This window comes from Corynebacterium sp. ACRPE, from assembly GCF_022347435.1.
GTDB classification, from domain to species: Bacteria; Actinomycetota; Actinomycetes; order Mycobacteriales; family Mycobacteriaceae; genus Corynebacterium; species Corynebacterium tuberculostearicum_D.
In genome coordinates, this window is record NZ_JAKRNA010000012.1 from 44,025 (window position 1) to 63,823 (window position 19,799).

Annotated in this window: 19 protein-coding genes; 8 read left to right on the forward strand and 11 right to left on the reverse strand. The window is 60.3% G+C overall.

Going from position 1 to position 19,799, the window contains the following annotated elements; all coding sequences use genetic code 11:
- Positions 1-61 precede the first annotated feature (61 nt).
- From MHY13_RS07335 to MHY13_RS07345, 3 genes are read right to left on the reverse strand one after another with little or no spacing between them, the layout of a single operon-like run.
- A complete protein-coding gene (locus MHY13_RS07335) occupies positions 62-1,036 on the reverse strand; it encodes an NAD(P)-binding domain-containing protein (RefSeq protein ID WP_239282607.1) in 975 nt (324 codons plus the stop codon).
- Positions 1,036-1,653: a response regulator transcription factor gene (locus MHY13_RS07340; RefSeq protein ID WP_239282608.1), complete on the reverse strand. Its 618-nt coding sequence runs from the start codon at positions 1,651-1,653 to the stop codon at positions 1,036-1,038. Before MHY13_RS07340 ends, MHY13_RS07335 begins: the two co-directional genes overlap by 1 nt.
- Entirely contained in the window at positions 1,646-2,746 is a 1,101-nt protein-coding gene (locus MHY13_RS07345; RefSeq protein WP_239282610.1) for a sensor histidine kinase, read from the reverse strand. Before MHY13_RS07345 ends, MHY13_RS07340 begins: the two co-directional genes overlap by 8 nt.
- Positions 2,747-2,899: 153 nt before the next feature.
- On the opposite strand from MHY13_RS07345, the gene MHY13_RS07350 reads away from it, so the two are divergent.
- Both MHY13_RS07350 and MHY13_RS07355 read left to right on the forward strand, forming a co-directional pair.
- Positions 2,900-3,883: an ABC transporter permease gene (locus tag MHY13_RS07350; RefSeq protein ID WP_239282612.1), complete on the forward strand. Its 984-nt coding sequence runs from the start codon at positions 2,900-2,902 to the stop codon at positions 3,881-3,883.
- A 1-nt stretch (position 3,884) separates the two neighbouring features.
- Entirely contained in the window at positions 3,885-4,526 is a 642-nt protein-coding gene (locus tag MHY13_RS07355; protein WP_239282614.1) for an ABC transporter ATP-binding protein, read from the forward strand.
- On the opposite strand, the gene MHY13_RS07360 is transcribed toward MHY13_RS07355, so the two are convergent.
- Together MHY13_RS07360 and MHY13_RS07365 are read right to left on the reverse strand one after the other, a co-directional pair.
- Positions 4,523-6,100, reverse strand: a complete 1,578-nt coding sequence (locus MHY13_RS07360; RefSeq protein WP_239282616.1) for a bifunctional ADP-dependent NAD(P)H-hydrate dehydratase/NAD(P)H-hydrate epimerase — start codon at positions 6,098-6,100, stop codon at positions 4,523-4,525. The genes MHY13_RS07355 and MHY13_RS07360 overlap by 4 nt on opposite strands.
- Before the next feature lie 18 nt (positions 6,101-6,118).
- A complete protein-coding gene (locus tag MHY13_RS07365) occupies positions 6,119-6,934 on the reverse strand; it encodes an Fpg/Nei family DNA glycosylase (RefSeq protein ID WP_239282618.1) in 816 nt (271 codons plus the stop codon).
- Between the two features lie 127 nt (positions 6,935-7,061).
- Between MHY13_RS07365 and MHY13_RS07370 the strand changes: the two genes are divergently transcribed.
- The 4 genes from MHY13_RS07370 (at position 7,062) to MHY13_RS07385 (ending at position 10,968) form a co-directional block, all read left to right on the forward strand.
- Positions 7,062-8,558 carry a DUF1846 domain-containing protein gene (locus tag MHY13_RS07370; protein WP_239282620.1) on the forward strand — a complete coding sequence of 499 codons (1,497 nt, stop codon included), beginning with the start codon at positions 7,062-7,064 and terminating at the stop codon, positions 8,556-8,558.
- A 191-nt stretch (positions 8,559-8,749) separates the two neighbouring features.
- On the forward strand, positions 8,750-9,694 hold the full coding sequence (locus MHY13_RS07375) for a rhodanese-related sulfurtransferase (protein WP_239282622.1): 945 nt from the start codon (positions 8,750-8,752) through the stop codon (positions 9,692-9,694).
- A gap of 368 nt (positions 9,695-10,062) precedes the next feature.
- The gene (locus MHY13_RS07380; RefSeq protein WP_239282624.1) at positions 10,063-10,584 is read left to right on the forward strand and encodes a phospholipase; all 522 of its coding nucleotides are present in this window, start codon (positions 10,063-10,065) and stop codon (positions 10,582-10,584) included.
- Positions 10,585-10,605: 21 nt separating this feature from the next.
- Positions 10,606-10,968 (forward strand): hypothetical protein, encoded by a 363-nt coding sequence (locus tag MHY13_RS07385; protein WP_239282625.1) that lies wholly within the window; start codon positions 10,606-10,608, stop codon positions 10,966-10,968.
- A gap of 191 nt (positions 10,969-11,159) precedes the next feature.
- Here the strand turns inward: MHY13_RS07385 and MHY13_RS07390 are convergent, their stop codons facing one another.
- The 6 genes from MHY13_RS07390 to MHY13_RS07415 form a co-directional block, all read right to left on the reverse strand.
- Positions 11,160-11,906 carry an aminotransferase class IV gene (locus tag MHY13_RS07390; RefSeq protein ID WP_239282627.1) on the reverse strand — a complete coding sequence of 249 codons (747 nt, stop codon included), beginning with the start codon at positions 11,904-11,906 and terminating at the stop codon, positions 11,160-11,162.
- Positions 11,903-13,762, reverse strand: coding sequence for a chorismate-binding protein (locus MHY13_RS07395; RefSeq protein ID WP_239282643.1), 1,860 nt, complete (start codon positions 13,760-13,762; stop codon positions 11,903-11,905). Before MHY13_RS07395 ends, MHY13_RS07390 begins: the two co-directional genes overlap by 4 nt.
- Before the next feature lie 17 nt (positions 13,763-13,779).
- Complete coding sequence (locus tag MHY13_RS07400; RefSeq protein WP_239282629.1) at positions 13,780-14,262, reverse strand: hypothetical protein; 483 nt, start codon at positions 14,260-14,262, stop codon at positions 13,780-13,782.
- Positions 14,263-14,271: 9 nt separating this feature from the next.
- Complete coding sequence (locus MHY13_RS07405) at positions 14,272-15,243, reverse strand: universal stress protein (RefSeq protein WP_239193642.1); 972 nt, start codon at positions 15,241-15,243, stop codon at positions 14,272-14,274.
- 86 nt (positions 15,244-15,329) lie between these two features.
- Positions 15,330-15,830, reverse strand: coding sequence for a MarR family winged helix-turn-helix transcriptional regulator (locus MHY13_RS07410; RefSeq protein ID WP_179387141.1), 501 nt, complete (start codon positions 15,828-15,830; stop codon positions 15,330-15,332).
- A 54-nt stretch (positions 15,831-15,884) separates the two neighbouring features.
- Positions 15,885-16,973, reverse strand: a complete 1,089-nt coding sequence (locus MHY13_RS07415) for an inositol-3-phosphate synthase (RefSeq protein WP_239282631.1) — start codon at positions 16,971-16,973, stop codon at positions 15,885-15,887.
- A 117-nt stretch (positions 16,974-17,090) separates the two neighbouring features.
- Between MHY13_RS07415 and MHY13_RS07420 the strand changes: the two genes are divergently transcribed.
- The gene (locus MHY13_RS07420; protein ID WP_239282633.1) at positions 17,091-17,468 is read left to right on the forward strand and encodes a DUF5318 family protein; all 378 of its coding nucleotides are present in this window, start codon (positions 17,091-17,093) and stop codon (positions 17,466-17,468) included.
- 75 nt (positions 17,469-17,543) lie between these two features.
- A complete protein-coding gene (locus MHY13_RS07425) occupies positions 17,544-19,793 on the forward strand; it encodes a transglycosylase domain-containing protein (protein WP_239282635.1) in 2,250 nt (749 codons plus the stop codon).
- Positions 19,794-19,799 lie beyond the last annotated feature (6 nt).

The window sequence follows — 19,799 nt, forward strand, 5'->3', positions numbered from 1 at the left end:
TCGTTTCGCACTCTCTGCGTGAAGGCAGTGTAGTCGAATTAGCTGAGACTAACCTATAGCTTTAGTCACATATATTCGCAACGTCGTGCGCGGTCTGCCTGGCAAAGGGGCTTACCCCGGTAATGGTTGCGGAGCCGGGGCCGGTCCACGTGCCGTAACCCACGAGGAAGAGGCCGTCGATGGTGGGGGAGGTGCCATCAAGGAGCCCGCGGATAGGCCGGAGGGCAGGCCGGAAACCGGTGCACCAGATGAGGTGGTCTGCGGTGACTTCTTCAAGCGAAGAAAACATGGGGGTGGCCTGCAAAAGTCCGGAATCCCGTGTGCGTAGGACCGGCGGAACCATCACAATATCGCCCAGGTTGGAATCCGCGCCGGGGTCTGGTTCGCCGCGCAGCATGGCGTTGAGGCGGGCGCGATTGCGCTGAAAGAGCACGCGGCCGTCAACGTCGTCGGGCATCCACCGCGGGGAGCTGCGGGTATACCAGGTGGTCTCCACGCCGGACAGCAGGAGCTCGGCCGCGATCTGGGCACCGGAATTGGCCGCGCCCACGACCGCCACGGTGGACCCTGCAAAGTCCTCCGGGCCCGGGTAGAAAGCCGAATGCCATTGCTGTCCGCCAAAATCGCCGGGGTAGTAGGGGATAAAGGGCGCGGACCACGTGCCCGTGGCCGCCACGACCGTGCGCGCGGTCAGATGCTCTGTACCGGCAAAGACGTGGAAGCACGCGCCATCATGGGTTACCGCATCCACTCTGACCGGCCGGCGGATGGGCAGTTCATAGCGCTTCTCATAACGCGCAAAATAATCAATAACGTGGCTGGCCGGCGGAAAGCCCTCGTGGTGGGGCATGGGCCATCCCGGCAGGTTAGAGGAGGCGGAATTGCTAAAGAGCGTAAGCGAAGGCCAGGTGTGGCGCCAGGCCGCGCCGGGGCCGGATTCGGCGTCCAGAATGACAAAATTCAGCCCCTTCTTGCGCAGGTAATAGCCCACCGCAAGACCCGCCTGACCGGCGCCAATGACTATGCAGTCCAGCATTAAATGAGCTTCCTCTCCCGCGCCACGGTCACCGCGGCGGTGCGAGTTTCCACGCCCAGCTTCTGAAAAATGTGAATGAGGTGGGTTTTGACCGTGGCCTCAGAGATGAAAAGCTGCTTGGCCAGCTCCTTATTGGAGGAACCGGTGGACAGCGCCCGGAGGATTTCTAGCTCGCGGGTGGACAGCGATTCCTGCGGTCGGCCCACGCGCTGGGCTAGGAGGTCCACTACCTCCGGTGCCAGGGTGCGGCGGTGCGCGGCGGTATTGAGCACGGCCTCGTGCAGCGCCTGCTCGGGGGAATCTTTAAGCAGATAGCCCATCGCGCCGGCCTCCACCGCGGCAAGGATATCGGCCTGCGTGTCATAGGTGGTCAGGATGAGCACGGGTGGGCCGCCGGCCTCCACTACCCGCTTGGTGGCCGCGATGCCATCCATGCCGGGCATCTGAATATCGCAGACCACGGCGTCTACCTGCGGGGCATCATCAGTAAAAAGCTTATCCACATCCGCGCCGGTGGCGCCTTCCATTACTACCTCGACATCGGAGAAGGTATTGAGGATGGCGCGCAGGCCGGCCCGGACCACTGGGTGATCATCAATCAGCATGACATTAACCATTGCTTTTCTCCTTCAGCGGGATACGGACGGCTAGGGCAGTGCCTTCGCCGGATTCCAGGTTCATGGTGCCGCCCACAGCTTCCACGCGGTCGCGCAGGCCGGTAAGCCCGAAACCATGATCCCCGCCGCTGGGGCGAGGGGAGGCGGATAGTCCGCATCCATTATCAACGACGTCCAAGGTCACCGCATCCTCGAAAAGGCCGAGCGTGACCACGGCGCGCGAGGCGTGGGCGTGTTTGATGACGTTATTTAGGCCCTCTTGCGCGGCGCGCACGATGACCTCTTTGATGCATTCGGGCACCTTGCCGCTGCCGGAAACCACCAGCTCAAAGGTGGTCTCTTTCCCCAAGGCTTTTACACGGCTGCGCATCTGGGACAGCAGGGAAGTGAGCTGGGTTTCCAGCCGCTCATCCGGGCCGGCAAGCTCGCGGACGAAGCGTCGGGCCTCAGCCAGGTTCTCGCTCGCGACATCCTCGATAACCGCCAGCTGCTCCTCTTTAGTCGCTGGATCATCGGTGCCGCGGGCCGCGCGGGAGAGCAGCAAGATAGAGCTGAGGCCTTGCGCGACGGTGTCATGGATCTCCCGGGAGAGGCGCTCACGCTCCTCTAGCCGGCCGGCTTGGTGCTCGCTGGCGGCCAGCTCGGCTTGGGTTTCGCGCAGCTGCTTGGCGATGTCCCTGTGGTGCGCCGCCTCTGCCTGCAGGCGCCGCTGGATGAAAAAGACCGTAGCCGCGAAAGCGGTACCGATAAGTGGTCCCACGGCTGCAGCGATGGACCAGCCCTCGGGGTGCAGCCAGGCGGGAATGAATGCCGCTGCTGCCCACAGCACGGCGATGGAGACCAGCCCGGGCACGGTGGGCAAGGCGCGCAAAAAGACAAAAATAAGCGGGAATTCCAACCACATGAAATCCTGCGCATGAACCATCAGGCCCAGCCACAACAGGCATAGCCCACCTAGCCATAACCATGTGGGCAGCCAACGTTGTGCGGAGTAGACCACGGCGAGGGCCATGGCTAAGCCGATCACTCGGGCGTCGAGCCGGCCATCCACATAGGCGCGCGCCACGCCGAAGACCAGCAGAAACGCGAACATGGCGTGCAGGCCATAAACCCATAATTTTCGTCCCTTAAACACAACCACCCAGGATATCCGCGCAGGGGTGGACAGTGAATCAACCACTTGGTTGACTGGAGGTTCAGCGAGCTGGCCGATTACTTCTGACCTGCGCAAAGCAAATATAGAAGTATGTTCCTAGCAATCAGAGAAATCACCACAGCGCGCGGCCGCTTCGCGCTTATCGGCGGCACGGTTGCGCTCATTACCCTTCTACTCGTTATGCTTTCCGGCCTGACGGAGGGCCTGTCCAAGCAAAATACTTCCGCGTTGGAGTCCCTGGAAAAGGAATACCCATATATCTCCTTCTCCACTGAGGACCCCTCCTTCAGCGAATCCGAGATGCACGCCGGCGATATCGCCAGCGACGGCATTCCGCTCGGCGCAGCGCAGACCAAGCTGGAGGGGCACGGCGGCGTTGCCGTCCTCAGCCTGCCGGCCGGCACCCAGGTTCCGGGTAGCGATAAGACCATCCCGGAGCAGGGCGTGCTCCTGCCAGAGTCCATCGACGCGGCCGATACCGTCACCCTAGGTGGCGCTGATTTTTCGGTGGAGGGCACCGTCCCAGAGACCATGTACTCCCACTCCGAGGTGGCGTGGGTCTCCACCGAGTCCTGGCAGCAGATTAGCCATGCGCCAGAAGGCGTGATCGGCACCGCAGCACTGTATAAATACGAGGTTCCAGGCTCCGTGAAGGTCTCCAAGTCCTTCTCTGGCCTGGCGGCCTATCAGTCTGAGCGCGGCTCGCTGCTTACCATGCAGGGCTTCTTGTACGGCATCTCCGCGCTGGTCACCGTCGCTTTCCTGACCGTATGGACCATCCAGCGCACCCGCGACCTGTCCATCCTGCGCGCGCTCGGCGCCACCGTGCGTTACCTCTTGCGCGATGCCCTGGCACAAGCCGCCATCATCTTGGCCGCCGGCACTATTGCGGGCGCCGTCGTTGGTTGGGTGCTTGGCGCGCTTGCTTCCGGCACCGTGCCGTTCGATGTTTCCCTGCGCACCATCGCCGTTCCCGCGGTTGGCATCTGGGCCCTCGGCATGGTCGGCGCCCTTATTGCTACCCGCCGCGTAGCTAAAGCCAACCCACTCGATGCTCTTGGAGGAAATGCTTAATATGTCCACCATTCTTGATATCCGCAACGCTACCGTGACCTACCAGGACGGCGAGACAACGACTACCGCGCTAGCCGATGCCTCCCTCAACGCCGAATCCAATTCCCTGACCGCCATCGTGGGGGAATCCGGTTCCGGAAAGTCCACGCTGCTTTCCGTCGCCGCCGGGCTTATCACCCCGGATTCCGGCTCCGTGCAGGTGGATGGCACCCGCTCCATCATCTTCCAGCAGGCCAACCTGTTGTCCTCGCTCAATGTGCGCGACCAGCTGCTTATTATGGACCACATCGCCGGCCGCAAGTTGCGCCCGCAACGTGCCGATGAGCTGCTGGAGTTTGTGGGCCTAGCGGGCATGGGCAATCGCCGCATGGGCCAGATGTCTGGTGGTCAGCGCCAACGCGTCAATATCGCCCGGGCGCTGATGGAGCAGCCAGACCTGCTCTTGGCCGATGAGCCGACCTCCGCGCTTGATTCCCACCTCTCGCAGGAGATCATCCGCCTTTTGCGCGATGTCACCCAAGAGATGAAGACCGCCACCGTGCTAGTGACCCATGATCGTTCCTTGCTAAACTTTGCTGACCGCGTGGTAGAGGTCAAGGACGGCCACGTTGCCGAGCAGGAGAAGGTTTCCGCGCTCAGCTAGCGTTGCGTGGCGAGCAGCCGTGCGATTGCCTGCGGCACGGCTGCGGCAATCTGGGAGGCGGAGCAAATCCCAAAGCCGTCTGGGGTATGGGCGGCAATGGCGGCAGCATGCTGGTGTATGGCCGCGGCGTGCAGGATTTCCATAATGATCGTCTCCGCACTTACTTCAACGATATCCAATTGCGCGAGCGTCGCGCCGAGGATGCCGGATAGCACGTCGCCGGATCCGGCGGTGGCTGCGTAGGAGTGCCTAGCATTCATGCCGTAAATGTCCTGGCCGGGGCCCGTGACCGTGGTGATCCGGCCCTTGTGCAGAACAAAACAGTCGAGCGCAGAGGCAAGCTCCTGCAGGCGTATTTCGAGCCCCTCCGAAAGATCGAGCTCGCGGCCGAGCGTGGCCTTATACAGCCGCTCAAATTCCCCGGCATGTGGAGTCAGGACGGCGCAGGGGTGATCGCGTACGAGCTCGCGTAGATCCCCGTAGGTCGAAAGCACGGTCAGCGCATCGGCGTCGATAATCGTGGGCAGGCCGCGTTTTAGCACGGCACGCAATTCTGCGGCCGCCTCCGGCCCGGTGCCCCGCCCTGGGCCTACGACCCAGGCTTGGGCGTGGACTTTTTCTTGGGCACTGGCATGAGGCACTACCTCCGGCAGGCTCGTGACCACGGAGTCATTGCCCACGACGCGAACCATGGACGGCGTGGCGCGCACCGCGCCCGTGGCGGCGAGGATACCCGCGCCGGGATAGGCGCTGCTGCCAGCACAGACCGCGGTCACCCCGCCGGTGTACTTGGTGCTTGTCGCCCCCGGAGTCGGATCCAGGATTGGTCCAGTGCAGCCGACCGGCTTCGGGGCGGTGACCAGGCCTTGTTCTCCCGAAAGCACCGGCTCAGTCGGCCACTGGTAGGGCAACGGGATGGTGGGTTCATTGGCGATATAGCCCACCGGCTCCGCGGTAGCGGAAAGCTCTTCTGCAAAGGAGCGCGGGGCGCCGGGCAGGCGCAGATCGCAGAGCACCACCGCACCGCATTCCGGGGCAAAAATATGTCCGGCACGAGCCCAGCCAAAGCTAATGGTCACGTCTGCCTCTACGGCTTCGGCTGCGGCCACGCCGGTATCGGCGTTAATGCCTGAAGGAATGTCCACCGCTAATACCGGCACCCCACGCTCCTTGGCCTCGGTATAGGCCCGCAGTGGGGCACCGGATAGGCCGCGGGTGGAGGCGAGGCCGGCGACGGCGTCGATAAGCAGGTCGGCTTCTCCTAGACGCTCAGTTATGGTGCCGCCGGCCCCGGTAAAAGCCTGCAGCGCGGGCTCGTGCGCGGCATCCGCCGCGAGGATAGCCGCTACTGAATAGCCTTCTTCCGCCAGGAAAGCGCCAGCGTAGAGGCCATCGCCCCCGTTTCCTCCGGGACCAGCGAGGATAGTTACGCGCTGCCCAGGGGCAAGCATGGCCGTGGCCGTGGCTGCCACGCCGCGTGCGGCTAGGCGCATGAGCTCATCGGCATGGTTCTGCTGGGCTAGAAGAGTGTGCTCTGCTGCTCGGACGGCAGCAACGCTATAGGCATGTCGCATGCCCGCCAGGATAGGCCTTTAAGGAGCCGGCTGGCAGGTGGGGCACCAAAATAGGTTGCGCCCCTCCATGACCTTTTCTGCTACTGGAGTGCCACAGATATAGCAGGGCAACCCGGCGCGGCGATAGACGTAGACCTCCCCGCCGTGGTCATCCTTGCGAGGTTCGCGGCCCATGGCCTCGGGCGAGTGCTCGGGGCGTACGGTATCGATGCGGCCGTGCTCCACCCCATACTCCATCAAATCCACCAGGTCCGCCCACGTGGCGTCAAAAGTTTCACGGGAAACCTCACGGCCAGGCAGGAAAGGGGAGAGGCCGTGGCGAAAGAGGGTTTCCGCGCGGTAGATATTGCCCACGCCGGCATAGAGGTGCTGGTCCATCATGAGGGAGCCGATGCTGCGGCGCGATTTATGCACTTTGGCCCAGAGCGCCTCCACATCGGCGTCCGCGCGCAGCGGATCTTGGCCGACCTTGGCCAGCTGGGTGCGATACTCTTCTTCCGTGAGCAGGCGGCAAAACTGCGGTCCGCGCAGGTTAGCGGCCTCGGCGCCATTATCAATGCGCACCCGGATCTGTCCGCCTACTTCCTCGCGGGGTTCGAAGCGCAGCTTGCCAATCAGGCCTAAGTGAATATAGAGGATGTGGTGCGGATCCTGCGCGCTAAAGTGCACGAAAAGGTGCTTGCCATAGGTCTCTGCCAGCTCGATGCGCTCGCCATCGAGAAGCTCCGCCTCCGCCGCGAAGCGCCCCTGCGGACTGGTCACGCGCAGCGGCATGCCGCGAAAATCGGCGTTGAATTTATTAGCTAGGCGGTGAATGACGTGACCTTCAGGCATAGAACTCAGTCTAACCGGGAAGAACTTTCGGCCAAACCTGCCGCTAACCAGCCCACTTATTTGGGAGGTGACAATAGCGTAAACTCGAAATGCGGAATGATTTAACTCAGGGGAAGGCTTTCAAATCATGACGCAAAAAATCGGCTTTGACCGCGAGAAATACATCGAGCTGCAGTCGAAGCACATTCACGCCCGCCGCGAGGAAATTGGCGGCAAACTCTACCTAGAGATGGGCGGCAAGCTTTTTGACGATATGCATGCCTCCCGCGTGCTGCCCGGCTTCACCCCAGACAATAAAATCGCGATGCTGGAGCGCATCAAAGAGGACGTAGAGATCCTCATCTGCATCAACGCGAAAGATATCTCCCGCCAGAAGGTACGCGCGGATCTGGGCATCCTATACGAAGATGACCTGCTGCGCCTGGTGGACGTATTCCGCAGCCGCGGATTCTTGGTGGAAAACATCGTCATGACCCAGCTGGAGGAAGGCAATTCCCAAGCGGAGGCCTTCATCGAAAAGGTCGAGCGCCTCGGCCTCAAGGTGGCGCGCCACCGCGTTATCCCTGGCTACCCCACCAATACGGACCTTATCGTGTCCGAAGAGGGCTTTGGCCGCAATGAGTTTGCGGAAACCTCCCGCGACCTCGTCGTGGTCACCGCGCCCGGCCCTGGCTCCGGCAAGCTGGCCACCGCACTCTCGCAGGTCTACCACGAGCATCAGCGCGGCAATAATGCCGGCTACGCCAAGTTTGAAACCTTCCCTATCTGGAATCTCCCCCTGGAACACCCCGTGAACTTGGCCTATGAGGCAGCCACGGTGGACCTCAACGATTCCAATATTATTGACCACTTCCACCTGTCCGCCCACGGCGAATCTACCGTGAATTACAACCGCGATGTGGAAGCATTCCCGCTGCTGCGCACACTTTTGGAAAAGCTCACCGGCACCACCCCATACCAGTCTCCGACGGACATGGGCGTGAACATGGCCGGCTTCTGCATTACTGATGACGCCGTGTGCCGCGCCGCCGCCCAACAAGAAATCATCCGCCGTTACTTCAAGGCACAGGTGGAAGAGGCGCGTGCGGGCTTAGGCACCGAGCAATCCGAGCGCGCCGCAGTCATCATGGCTAAGGCTGGCATCAAGGTTGAGGATCGCCCTGTGGTGGCGCCTGCGCGCCAGCGTGCGGAAGAAACCGGTGAGCCCGCTTCTGCTATGCAGCTGCACGACGGCACCATGATCACCGGCCGCACCTCGCCATTGCTGGGTTGTTCTGCAGCTATGCTGCTTAACGCGCTGAAGCACCTCGCGGGCATCGATGACGATATCCACCTGCTGTCGCCAGAGTCCATCGAGCCGATTCAAACGCTCAAGACCAAGCATTTGGGTTCCAAGAATCCCCGCCTGCATACCGACGAGGTGCTCATCGCCTTGTCCGTGTCAGCGGCGAAGGATGACAACGCCCGCAAGGCGCTGGAGCAGATCAAGGAGCTTGCTGGTTGCGACGTCCACACCACCACCATCCTGGGTTCTGTGGATGAGGGAATCTTCCGCAACCTCGGCGTGCTCGTGACCTCTGATCCCGTCTTTGCCCGCAAGAAGGCGCTGTACCAGAAGCGCTAGAATTCTCACTGCAATCGTTCGTTCTTTCACTTTCACACTGATCCTCCTCACTTACAAAAGTGAGCTCCTCACTGTTAATAGTGAGGGATTGCAGTGTAGAAGTATGGCAATCGACTAGTCACTACAGGCCGTAACCGCAAGGTCAGACCTAAAGATTGGGGACTGCACAGCTGCAGGCCTAAGATTGGGGCGTGACTATTGGCAAAGTTCTCCTGTATTACTGCTTTACCCCCATCGAAGATCCCACCGCGATCATGCTGTGGCAGCGCACCCTGTGCGAGTCCCTGGGGCTCAAGGGGCGCATCCTCATTTCCGAGCACGGCATCAACGGCACCGTTGGCGGCGATATGGAAGCCTGCAAGCGCTACGTCCGCCAGACCAAGGAATACCCCGGCTTTAAGCGCATGCAGTTCAAGTGGTCCGAGGGCGGTGCGGATGACTTCCCGCGCCTTTCGGTCAAGGTGCGCGATGAAATCGTGGCCTTTGGCGCGCCGGGCGAGCTGAAGGTGGATGAAAACGGCGTCGTCGGCGGCGGCGTGCACCTCAAGCCCGAAGAGGTAAATAAGCTGGTAGAAGAGCGTGGCGAGGAGGTCGTCTTCTTTGACGGCCGCAATGCCATGGAAGCAGAGATTGGCAAGTTTAAAAATGCCGTCGTGCCCGATGTGAAAACCACGCATGACTTCATCGAGGAAATCGAATCCGGCAAGTATGACTGGATGAAGGATAAGCCGGTGGTGTCTTATTGCACCGGTGGCATTCGCTGCGAGATCCTGTCCTCGTTGATGAAGAACCGTGGCTTCAAAGAGGTCTATCAGATCGATGGCGGCATCGTGCGCTACGGCGAAAAGTACGGCAATGATGGCCTGTGGGAAGGCTCCATGTATGTCTTTGACAAGCGCATGCACCACGAGTTTGGCCAAGGACTCCAAGACCCCGGCTTCATCCAGCTGGGCCACTGCGTTCACTGCGGCAAGGGCACGAATACCTTCCACAATTGCATCAATGAAGATACCTGCCGCCAGCAGGTACTCATCTGTGATGACTGCATCCAGCACGTAGAAACCCAGCACTGCGGCCGGCCGGATTGCGCCGAGGTGGCAGCAAAATTCGTCGACCAAGATTCAAGTCTTGATTAGGAATTGCTAGGTACTGTCAAAACAGGCGTGAGAGCGCAAAAGCCGCGCTCATCAGACGCTTTGCTTCGTCTTAGTGCGAGCTGAGTATTAACCAAAATGTTAATAAGGTTTTACCGCCATTTTACTTGATGCAAAGTACTTTCAAGTATGTTGATTTTTATAGGTTCAGCTTTGACCGTTGCGCTGCAAGATTGTACGCATCGGTGGTAGGCGGGCCGAAGGCTTTCACATTCGACTTGAGGAGTTTAATTTTATGCCCAATTTTAAGATGAAGGGGGGGGCGCGTTGCCGCGGCTGCACTCGTTGCCCTAGGTGCGATTTCTGTTGCAGTTCCGTCCGCCGTTGCGGCTGAACAAACTGATGAGACGGTGAACGCGGTTAATGATGCTGTTGGAAAAGAACTGCCTCCCGAGGTTGCTAAGCAATTGGATGAGTGGGCAGCATCTCAGAATCTTGATCTAGATGCCGAATTTCAAGAGGAACCTGTAACTATCTCTACCGAGACTCAAAAGGCTCTTGCTGATAAGCACATTGTAATGTTCAACCGAGCAGGGGTTGAACCCCCACCGGGTTATGTGTATGACCCTTCAAAGGGAAGTCTGAATGACTATTGTACGAAGTCTCCTGATCAGTTCCCCGCTCCTGGCGACAATGCTGATTTCTCTGGCGCATGCGCAAAGCACGACATGTGCTACGGAGCCCATCAGGATCCCGGTGAGCGTGTGGGCTGCAATATTCAACTAAATAAGGACATGGTTCATATTTGCAAGAGCGTTTATCCAAATGCTGCCGATCCGCGTAGGGGAGGCTGTCTTTCTACTGCAGGAACCTATTTTGCTTTTGTGACTGCAGTTCATCCTAGCCAGTGGAACCCTACGATTTCGGGATAAGAGAAGCAAAGGAGAGCAACTATGGCAAGTGGAAAACTCCGTCCGCTTTGGCCTGAATTGGTGGCGGCCGTCTTAGGGGTGGCTCTCGTTCTTATGGCCCCAGTCAGAATCGGTTGGATCGGCACTGTGGTCATTATTCTATCTGCGGTTTCCGCAATTACCACGTTAATTCTCTCGAAACAGTCCGCGAAAGTTCAGTTGACAGGAATGATCATCGGCATCATTGCCATTGCAGTCGGTCTGTTAATCGGTTTAAAGAATGATGGACAAACTGCGATCTTCTCGCCGGCCCTTGTTTGGGTATTTGGTGCGGGACTAGTGATGTCGACCCTTTGCACCTTGATAGCTCGAAAGTTGAAAGTTAATTCAAATCAAATAGCTTGAGATTTTGAGTCTTTTCTCCGGCGGCCTCGTCTACCTATCGAACATAGTAGGCGGGGCCGCTCTCGTCCTTACTGACTGGGTGGTTAGGTGTTTGTAGAGGACAGTCGACTTAGAGAGTCAGTACCCATGACTGGTTACGGTCAACATGCAGTGCAAACGCAGTTGGCAGCCCAGCTAGCCAAGCAGGAGAGCTAGTCGCGCCCCGTTTCCTTGTGGAAGGAATCCCACCACCACTGTTGCCACGCGGTGGTATGCGGGCTGTGCGGCGGATGGATGATGCCGGTGGGGGCGTGTAGTTCGCTAACCGGGCTCATGCCGTGGAGCGAGTTGAGGAACCACAGTGGGCACTCGGCGGCGAGCTCTGGGGTGATGGGGCGCGTTTCGGTGTGAATTCCAAGGTCCGAGGCGCGCCGGGCAACTTGGCGCAGCGTGATGCTGGGCAGCGCCTGACCGGTGGGAAGGATTAGCGTTTCCTCGTCCCAGGCGACGAGCGCGCCGGTGGTGGTCTCCACCATGGCACCGGAGGAATCCACGATGGCGGTGTCATCGGTGCCGTCAGCTTGGTATTCGGTGCGGTAGCGTGCCAGCGCTGGGAAATCGGGGCCCTTGACTAAAGGTTGCGTGCGCGGGTCGGGGGCTTGCACATAGGTCAGCCGGGTAGTTCGGCGCGCAGGGGGCGCGGGGCGAATATCGAGGCGCAGCTGACCGGCGGCGAGAGAGATACGGGGAAAGAGATCGCCGGGGCCCACAAGTTGAAGCATCGCGGGGATGAACCCGGCGGGAAGTGGGCCGGCCATCGACTCGAAGCGCTGGAGGTGTAGGAAGAGGGCGTTTGAGTGGGCGTCGCCAAGCATCCGCCAAGAATCCGCAACGTCAAAGGGGCCGGGGTGAGGTTGGCTTGGAATAAAGCTGCCGTCGTGCCAGAGGTAGGTGCTCATTGCCACGCCCCCAGCACGGATTGTGCCTTGAGATTGCGCTCTTCTAGCTCGGCCGCAGGATCTGAATCCAGGACGATGGCCCCGCCGGCGCCGATGGTGATCTCACCGGCCGCGCGCACGGCCGTGCGGATGACTACGCTGAGATCGGATTGCCCATCAAACCCCAGGTAACCCACCACGCCGGAGTAGACGCCACGTGGGCCTGTTTCGAGCTGGTCAATGATTTCGCAGGTGCGCAGCTTCGGTGCGCCCGTCATAGAGCCGGGAGGGAAGGCGGCGCGGAGAGCATCGACCGCGGTGGCACCGGTGCGCAGCTGCCCAGTAATAGTGGAAACCAACTGATGGACGGTGACATAGCTTTCTACCTGCATCAACTTGGGCACGCGCACGCTGCCGGGCTCGCATACCCGGGAGAGATCATTGCGCAGTAGGTCGACGATCATGAGATTTTCGGCCCGTGTTTTCGGGTCCGTGGTCAGTAGCGCGGGATCCTGGTCGGCCGAGATAGTGCCCTTAATCGGCTTGGCCTCTACCTCACGACCGCGCACGGTGAGGAAGCGCTCGGGCGAGGCGCTGCAGACCTCCACACCATCGAAGACGAGGTGTGCGGCATAGGGGGCGGAGTTGTGTGAGCGCAGTTGGGAATAAAGCTCCCCCTCGGCCGCGGCCGAGTAGGTATCGGTCAGGCAGACCTCGTAGCTCTCGCCGGCGTGCAGGAATCCTTGGGCTCGCTTAATCCGCTCCAGGTAGCCAGGGCTGCGCCAGGAACCCCCGCTTAGCGACGCCCCACCGTCCTCCCCCGTTGGCCCTGGTTCCTTCGCACCCAAGGCGGCTTCCAGGCGGTTTAGCAATTCCTCGGCGCCGTCACCGGCAAGGCAGCACAGGTGCGCGGTTTCTGTGTGATGGTCGTAGACGATGAAGGACTGCGGCCGCACAAAGTAGGCATCGGGGTAAGGGGAGCGGTGGCGTAGCTCAATGGGCAGGGTGAGCTGGGCACATTCGTAGCCCAAGTACCCGATGACCCCGCCGGTAAACGGGAGGGCCGGTGCGTCGATGATGCGGGTGGCGAGCTCGCGGTCGAGGAGGGTGAGGATATCGGGGGCGTCGCCAAGCCGGTAGCGGAAAGAGCGACTCAATGCGCCGGCGGTATCGCCGAGGATGGAATAGCGCCCGCGGGGATCCGCGGAGTCGAGGAAGAAGGCATCGTTTCCCTCGGCTCGCAGGGCGGCAAAGACCCGTGGGCAGTCCACCGCGCCGGGCACCTCTCGGTGGAGCAGGCGGAACCCGCCCAGAAAGTTGCGCATAATATCCCGGCCGTGCTGGGTAAGCACCGACTCCGGGTGGAATTGCACACCCCAGTGCGGCAAACCATCGACCTTCAGCGCTTGGATGACGCCATCCTCGCTGCGGGCATGCACGGTAATGCCGGGGGCCTCCTCTATATGCAGGGAGTGGTAGCGCACCACTTCAAAGTCTTGCGGGATTCCGGCAAAGATGCCTTCGCCCGAGTGACTGATGGTAGAGACAAAACCGTGGCGCGGCTGCGGGGCGCGGGATACTTGGGCACCGGCCAGCAGACCTAGTCCCTGGTGGCCAAGGCATACGCCCAGCACCGGAATCTCGGCCGCGGCTGCGGCGGCGATAATGCCCCGGGCAGCACCGAAATCCTCCTCGCGTTCCGGCGTGCCCGGGCCAGGAGAAATCACCAAATGCGAAAATTCGCCGGCACGGACGCGCTCGGCCAGCCCGTCCGCTTCACCGGCGGCGACGACGAGTGGTTCGCGTCCGGCTACCTCCGCGATGAGGTGGGCAAGGTTGAAGGTATAAGAATCGTAATTATCAAGCAGGAGGATCATGGGGAGGCGGAAGATTTCTATGCGGCGGCCGAGTCCATGAGGAACAGCTGGATATCGGTAATGGTCCACAGCATGAAATTGCAGGCCATTACCCAGAAAATGGCCATCCAACTGCGCCACCGCAGATAGCGGTGCAGCTTGCGCACCATGATGATGGCGCAGCCGATCATGCCGAAGAAGGGAATGATCGGGGTGGTCAGGCTAAAGAAGGTGCGCTGCCCGTCGGTGCAGAGCCATGTGGCGGTGCCATTCTCACACAAGGGGCCGCCGGAGAGCCGGGTGACGAGCGCGACCGCGAAACCATAAAGCGCGGAGAGCACAAGAACGCCGATCATGTACCAGACGGCCTGGCGGGTGGAGCGGCGGTTGGCGGCAGCAACCTCTAAGGGGTCCGGTTCATCGGCCAGCTCATCAAAGCTCCGCGGTTCCGGGCGGCGCAGATTGGCATAGTCCGCATCGGAGGTCAGATCGTTTTCGGGATGCTCTGGTCGCAGGCTCATGCCCCAATCCTAACCGCAGGATGGGTGGACCAAGATAGGCACCCGAATATGCGGCAGCAGCTCCGTGGCGGTAGATCCCAAGAACACGCGGGCGATGGGGCCCTGCGGGGTGGAGGCCATGAGCATCAGATCGCCCTTCTTCCACTTGAGCGAATCCACCGCCCCGCCCCAGCCTGCACCGGAACCGATTTCTGAGGTGACATCCAGATCGGGGAATTTTTCTTGGATGCTATCGCGGGCGCGGTCCAGCATGGCGAGGGAATCCTCGAGCCACTCGGCTGCCAGCTTGAGCGCCATATCGTGCTTGTCTTTCGACGGCGTATTGAGCAGTCCCTTTGCTGAGAAGACAAGCAGGCGCAGCGGCAGATTCCAGCGGTTGGCGAGCTCCGCTGCGGCGAGCATCTCATGATCTTCGCGCGGGCTGCGTTCGGTGATGGCAAAGTTAAAGCGGGTGACGCCGTGCTTGGACAGCTTTACCTTGCGTGGCACTAAACCCAACGGCTGAGGAGAATAATGCAGCAAGGTATCGGCCGTAGAACCAGCAAAGAAACGGCCCTTTGGCGCAGCCTGGTTGGGGCCTAAGATGATGAGGTCTGCCTGGAATTTCTTGGCCATCTCCGTCAGTAGGTGGGGGCGCGAAGGCCCGTCGACCAAGAGGGAAGGCTTGTCATCCCAGCAGCTGCGGGGCACACCAGCTTCATCGAGGGCGGCATGGGTAGCGGCCGCGCAGGCCTCCTTTTGTGCTTTAAACCATTTCTTATATTTTCCGCCCAGCTTGGTGAGGGAAGTAGTAGTCCACGGCTGGAACACGGTAGAGATGACCCGCACCTGGGTAGTGGCGGTACGGGAGAGCCACGCGGCACAATCTAGAGCCTCGGTGCCGGAGGAAGAAGGGCTCCAAGAAATAAGAATACGAAGGGGTTTATCGGCCGAGCCCTTGCTCAAGGCCGGCAGATGCCCATCGGAAGAATCAGTTGCCATACGGAGTGAACTAGTGAGAGATTACGGTTTTCGTTTTCTCAATTATCACGTTAAGCCCACGAAAAATGAAATCACCGCGGGCAAAACTAGTGCTGTTCGCCGTTCATTGTGGGGCGATAGACATCAGCCAGCTTGGAGATGACGGTGGCAACGTCGTTCGCGGTCTCCAAATCCTTCGGCTCGAGCCACCGCATGATCTCTGCTAGGGCGGAGGCACGCTGCTGCGAGACGATGGCTAGTTCGGATTCGCCTAGTTGCGTCAGCGCTACCAAGACGCCGCGGCGGTCCTCTTCATCGCGGTGGCGTTCCACGTAGCCGCGGCGCTCTAGCTGATAGAGCGCGTTGGAGGCGGTGGGCATGCGGATAAGTTCTGCCTGCGCGATGGTGGAAACGCGGGACGGTCCGCGCATACGCAGCTGGTTCATGATGGACACCTGCGAGGTGGTCAATGAGGAGCCTTCCGCCGTGCGCTGGAAAATAAGAATGAGCTTATTGAGCGACGGCTGGATGGAACGCGCGACCTCGACAGCATCCTCGTACGTAGACGGGGATTGAGCGGGGCCCTTCTCCTCATGTTGCTGCGTCATAGAAAACGATTGTATAGCCCGTTTTCCCTGCGCGGTAGTTCGGAAGTTAAAAAATTAGTTTCCGGCAATAAAGTCTTCTAGCTCGGCGCGCGCCACGTCATCGGCCTTTTGCACCGGCGGGGATTTCATCAAGTAGGACGAGGCAGCCAGTACCGGGCCCGCCACCCCGCGGTCGAGAGCAATCTTGGCGGCGCGCACGGCATCAATGATGATGCCGGCGGAGTTTGGCGAGTCCCAGACCTCCAGCTTGTACTCCAAGTTCAGCGGTACTTCGCCGAAGGCGGAACCCTCTAAGCGGACATAGGCCCACTTACGGTCATCAAGCCATTCCACGTAATCGGAAGGTCCGATGTGGACGTTGCGGTCCTCCTGCTTGCCGGCGATGGGTGAGTTGTGCAGGTTAGAGGTTACGGCCTGCGTCTTGGAGATCTTTTTGGATTCGAGGCGCTCGCGCTCGAGCATATTTTTAAAATCCATATTGCCGCCTACATTGAGCTGCATGGTGCGCTCCAAACGCACGCCGCGATCTTCAAAAAGCTTCGCCATGACGCGGTGAGTAATGGTCGCGCCCACCTGGGACTTAATATCATCGCCCACGATGGGCAGCCCGGCGTCTTCGAACTTCTTCGCCCATACCGGATCAGAGGCAATAAAGACCGGCAAGGCGTTGACAAAGGCGCAGCCGGCATCGATGGCCGCCTGGGCGTAGAACTTATCCGCTTCTTCAGAGCCCACCGGTAGGTAGGAGACTACGACGTCGGCGCCGGACTGGCGGAGTACGGCGGGGACGTCGGCAAGCGGGGCTTCCGATTCCGCGATGGATTCTTGGTAGTACCGGCCGAGGCCGTCCAGGGTAGGACCGCGCTGCACGGTAACGCCCAGCTCAGGGACGTCGGTAATGGAAATGGTGCAATTGCGGGAGCTGCGCGTAGCCTCCGCCAGATCCTTGCCCACCTTGTCCGCATCCACGTCGAAGGCGGCAACGAATTCCACATCGCCTACGTGGTACGGGCCAAACTGGGCGTGCATCAAACCGGGAATATCTGCATCGGCCGCGGCGTTGCGATAAAACTCCACGCCTTCAATGAGGGACGTGGCGCAGTTGCCGACGCCCACGATGGCGACCTTTACTTTTTCGGACACGGTCTACTCCTTTAACTCCATGAGTTGTAGCTGTCAGTGACTGCGCAAGGGTAAGCCGAAAATTATGCCCTACGGTGGCATAACGCCATGTGGATCGATCAAGAAGAGGTAATTAGGATGATCCGGGTGAATTCCGTTGCCTATAAGCACGTGCTCTCCCATGAGTGGGAGCGCGCCCACCACTTGCGCGAATTTCGCGCCGGGCAGCTCACGCGGAAGGACGTGTGCGATGCTGACTTTTTGCTGCGCGCCGCAGCTGAGCACCACGGGCGCACCATGGATAAGGAATGCCCCGTGTGCGGCGAGCCTTTGCGGCTTACGCGCTGGGTCTATGGCGAGAACCTCGGTCGTCGCGCCGGGAGTGCCCGCAGTGAGAAAGAAATAGCGGAGTTTGTAGCTGAGGGCTTGGAGTTTACGGTGCACGAGGTGGAGGTATGCCGCCAGTGCCGGTGGAACCACTTGTTGCGTTCTGCTACTGCATTTAACGCGTGTTAGTTTCCCGCGCACCGCCTTAGGCAGTAAGCTGCAATTATTTAGTTTGTGATCAGGGATGAATGAGGACACGAATCAGTGACCGAGAAGGAATCTACCGGCAAGTCCGCTAAGGGGGCTCGCCCCAGCAAAAAGCAGGCGACAAAGAAGCGCCGCATCTGGCCGTGGGTCGTTTTGGCGTTCCTACTGGTCTTTGTAGCACTGCCCGCAGGACTTTTTGCCTACGCATACTCGCAATACTCCGTTCCGGAGCCCAAGGACCTGGCCAATAACCAGGTCTCCACCATCTATGCGGGTGATAATCAGACCCAGCTCGCCCGCTTGGTGCCGCCGGAAGGCAACCGCACCCACGTGCAGCTGGATGAAATCCCGGAATACGTGCAGGACTCCGTGCTGGCCGCGGAGGACCGCGACTTTTGGGATAACTCCGGCTTCTCCTTCACCGGCCTCGGCCGCGCCGTGGTGGGTAAGGTAACCGGCAATGAAGATGCTGGCGGCGGTTCCACCATTACCCAGCAGTATGTGAAAAACACGTTGGTGGGCAACGAATACTCCTACGTGCGCAAGATTCGCGAGCTCATCTACTCGGTGAAGATGACCAATGAGTGGGATAAGGAGGATATTCTCAACGCCTACCTCAACACCGTGTACTTCGGCCGCAATGCCTACGGCATCCAGGCGGCATCCAACGCCTACTTTGATAAGGACGCCAAGGACCTCACTCCGGAGGAAGGCGCCATGCTCGCCGGCCTCATTCAGTCCCCGTCCGGCCTCGACCCGCGCGTGAACCAGGAGGGCTCCGAGGACCGCTGGAACTACGTCCTTGATGGCTTGGTAGACATGGGTGACCTCACCCAGGAACAGCGCGATGGCATGGTCTTCCCAGAGACCCGCGACCCAGCTGAGTACTCTGCCTACACCGAAGCCCCAGGCGCTAATGGCCACATCAAGGATCAGGTCATCCGCGAACTGGAAGAGGTAGGCATCACCGAAAACGAGGTGTCCACCGGCGGCCTGCGCATCACCACCACCATCGACATGAATGTGCAAAACAACACCATTCAGGCAGTCGATGACCAGATGGCTCCGCTGCAAGAGGATGCGCGTGCGGCTTCCGTGACCATCGATTCGAAGACCGGTGCGGTCCGTGGATACTTTGGCGGCCACGATTCCAATGGTTGGGACTACGCCAACTCCCCGCTGCAGACCGGTTCTACTTTCAAGATCATGACCCTTGCGGCCGCCTTGCAGCAGGGCATCAGCCTAGATACCAATTACTCGTCCGCTCCGTACCAGCTGCCTGGCTCGGATGTTGTCACCAACGTGGGCGGCGGCTGCGGCGTATGCAACCTGCGCGAGGCTACCAAGCAATCCCTGAATACCTCCTTCCTTCGCCTGCAGGAAGACCTCAAGAACGGCACGCAGGACACCGCAGATATGGCGCACGCCCTTGGCGTGGCTAAGTCCCTGCCGGGCATTGAAAAGACGCTGACGGAAAACGGCAAGCAGCCATTCGAAGGCATTGTTCTGGGCCAGTACCAGTCCCGCCCGCTCGATATGGCCACCGCAATGTCCACCCTGGCTAACCAGGGCGTGTGGCATAACCCGCACTTTGTGCAGCGCGTAGAAAACGCTGCCGGCGAAGTGCTGTACGAGCACCCCGAAGACGAGGGCGAGCGCCGCGTATCGTCCAACGTGGCTAATAACGTCATCGAAGCCATGGAGCCGGTGGCCGCATGGTCTAATGGCGCTCTTGCCGGTGGCCGTGTTTCCGCCTCAAAGACCGGCACCACTCAGATGGGCGATACCGGAAATAACAAGGATGCCTGGATGGTCGGTGCCACCCCGCAGCTGGCTACCGCCGTGTGGGTAGGTACCGCGGACAACACCTCCGCCATCTTCGATCAGTACGGCGGCATTATGTACGGCGCCGGCGCGCCAACCAAGATTTGGAAGGCCGTGCTGGATAACTCCCTGGCCAACTCCGAATTCCAAAACTTCCCGGCTGCCTATCCGCTGGGATTCGGCAACATGGGCGCCGGAACGGCTGCTCCGGCCTATGACCCGAGCTGGGATAGCGGCGCTGGCGATACCCAGGACTACGAGGCCCCTGCCGAGCAAGCAGCTCCGGAAGAGGAAACCAAGCCGGCTCAGCCGGAGAACAAGCCGGAGAGCCCGAAGCCAGCCCCGAAACCGCAACGCGGCAATGGCAATAGCGGCAATGGTGGCAATAGCGGTAATAGCAACCAGGCACCGGCTCAGCCAGAGGCGCCGTCGTTGGATGACCTCATCGGCCCCGATAGCGACTTGGCAGACCTCCTAGGGTAGGCGGCA

Excerpts from the sequence above, each read along its gene's own strand:
- MHY13_RS07335 (WP_239282607.1), bottom strand. The coding sequence starts at position 1,036 with ATGCTGGACTGCATAGTCATTGGCGCCGGTCAGGCGGGTCTTGCGGTG.
- MHY13_RS07400 (WP_239282629.1), bottom strand. The coding sequence starts at position 14,262 with ATGAGCCTGCGACCAGAGCATCCCGAAAACGATCTGACCTCCGATGCG.
- MHY13_RS07405 (WP_239193642.1), bottom strand. The coding sequence starts at position 15,243 with ATGGCAACTGATTCTTCCGATGGGCATCTGCCGGCCTTGAGCAAGGGC.
- MHY13_RS07355 (WP_239282614.1), top strand. The coding sequence starts at position 3,885 with ATGTCCACCATTCTTGATATCCGCAACGCTACCGTGACCTACCAGGAC.
- MHY13_RS07395 (WP_239282643.1), bottom strand. The coding sequence starts at position 13,762 with ATGATCCTCCTGCTTGATAATTACGATTCTTATACCTTCAACCTTGCC.
- MHY13_RS07365 (WP_239282618.1), bottom strand. The coding sequence starts at position 6,934 with ATGCCTGAAGGTCACGTCATTCACCGCCTAGCTAATAAATTCAACGCC.
- MHY13_RS07390 (WP_239282627.1), bottom strand. The coding sequence starts at position 11,906 with ATGAGCACCTACCTCTGGCACGACGGCAGCTTTATTCCAAGCCAACCT.
- MHY13_RS07340 (WP_239282608.1), bottom strand. The coding sequence starts at position 1,653 with ATGGTTAATGTCATGCTGATTGATGATCACCCAGTGGTCCGGGCCGGC.
- MHY13_RS07345 (WP_239282610.1), bottom strand. The coding sequence starts at position 2,746 with ATGTTCGCGTTTCTGCTGGTCTTCGGCGTGGCGCGCGCCTATGTGGAT.
- MHY13_RS07420 (WP_239282633.1), top strand. The coding sequence starts at position 17,091 with ATGATCCGGGTGAATTCCGTTGCCTATAAGCACGTGCTCTCCCATGAG.
- MHY13_RS07360 (WP_239282616.1), bottom strand. The coding sequence starts at position 6,100 with ATGCGACATGCCTATAGCGTTGCTGCCGTCCGAGCAGCAGAGCACACT.
- MHY13_RS07410 (WP_179387141.1), bottom strand. The coding sequence starts at position 15,830 with ATGACGCAGCAACATGAGGAGAAGGGCCCCGCTCAATCCCCGTCTACG.
- MHY13_RS07385 (WP_239282625.1), top strand. The coding sequence starts at position 10,606 with ATGGCAAGTGGAAAACTCCGTCCGCTTTGGCCTGAATTGGTGGCGGCC.
- MHY13_RS07350 (WP_239282612.1), top strand. The coding sequence starts at position 2,900 with ATGTTCCTAGCAATCAGAGAAATCACCACAGCGCGCGGCCGCTTCGCG.
- MHY13_RS07370 (WP_239282620.1), top strand. The coding sequence starts at position 7,062 with ATGACGCAAAAAATCGGCTTTGACCGCGAGAAATACATCGAGCTGCAG.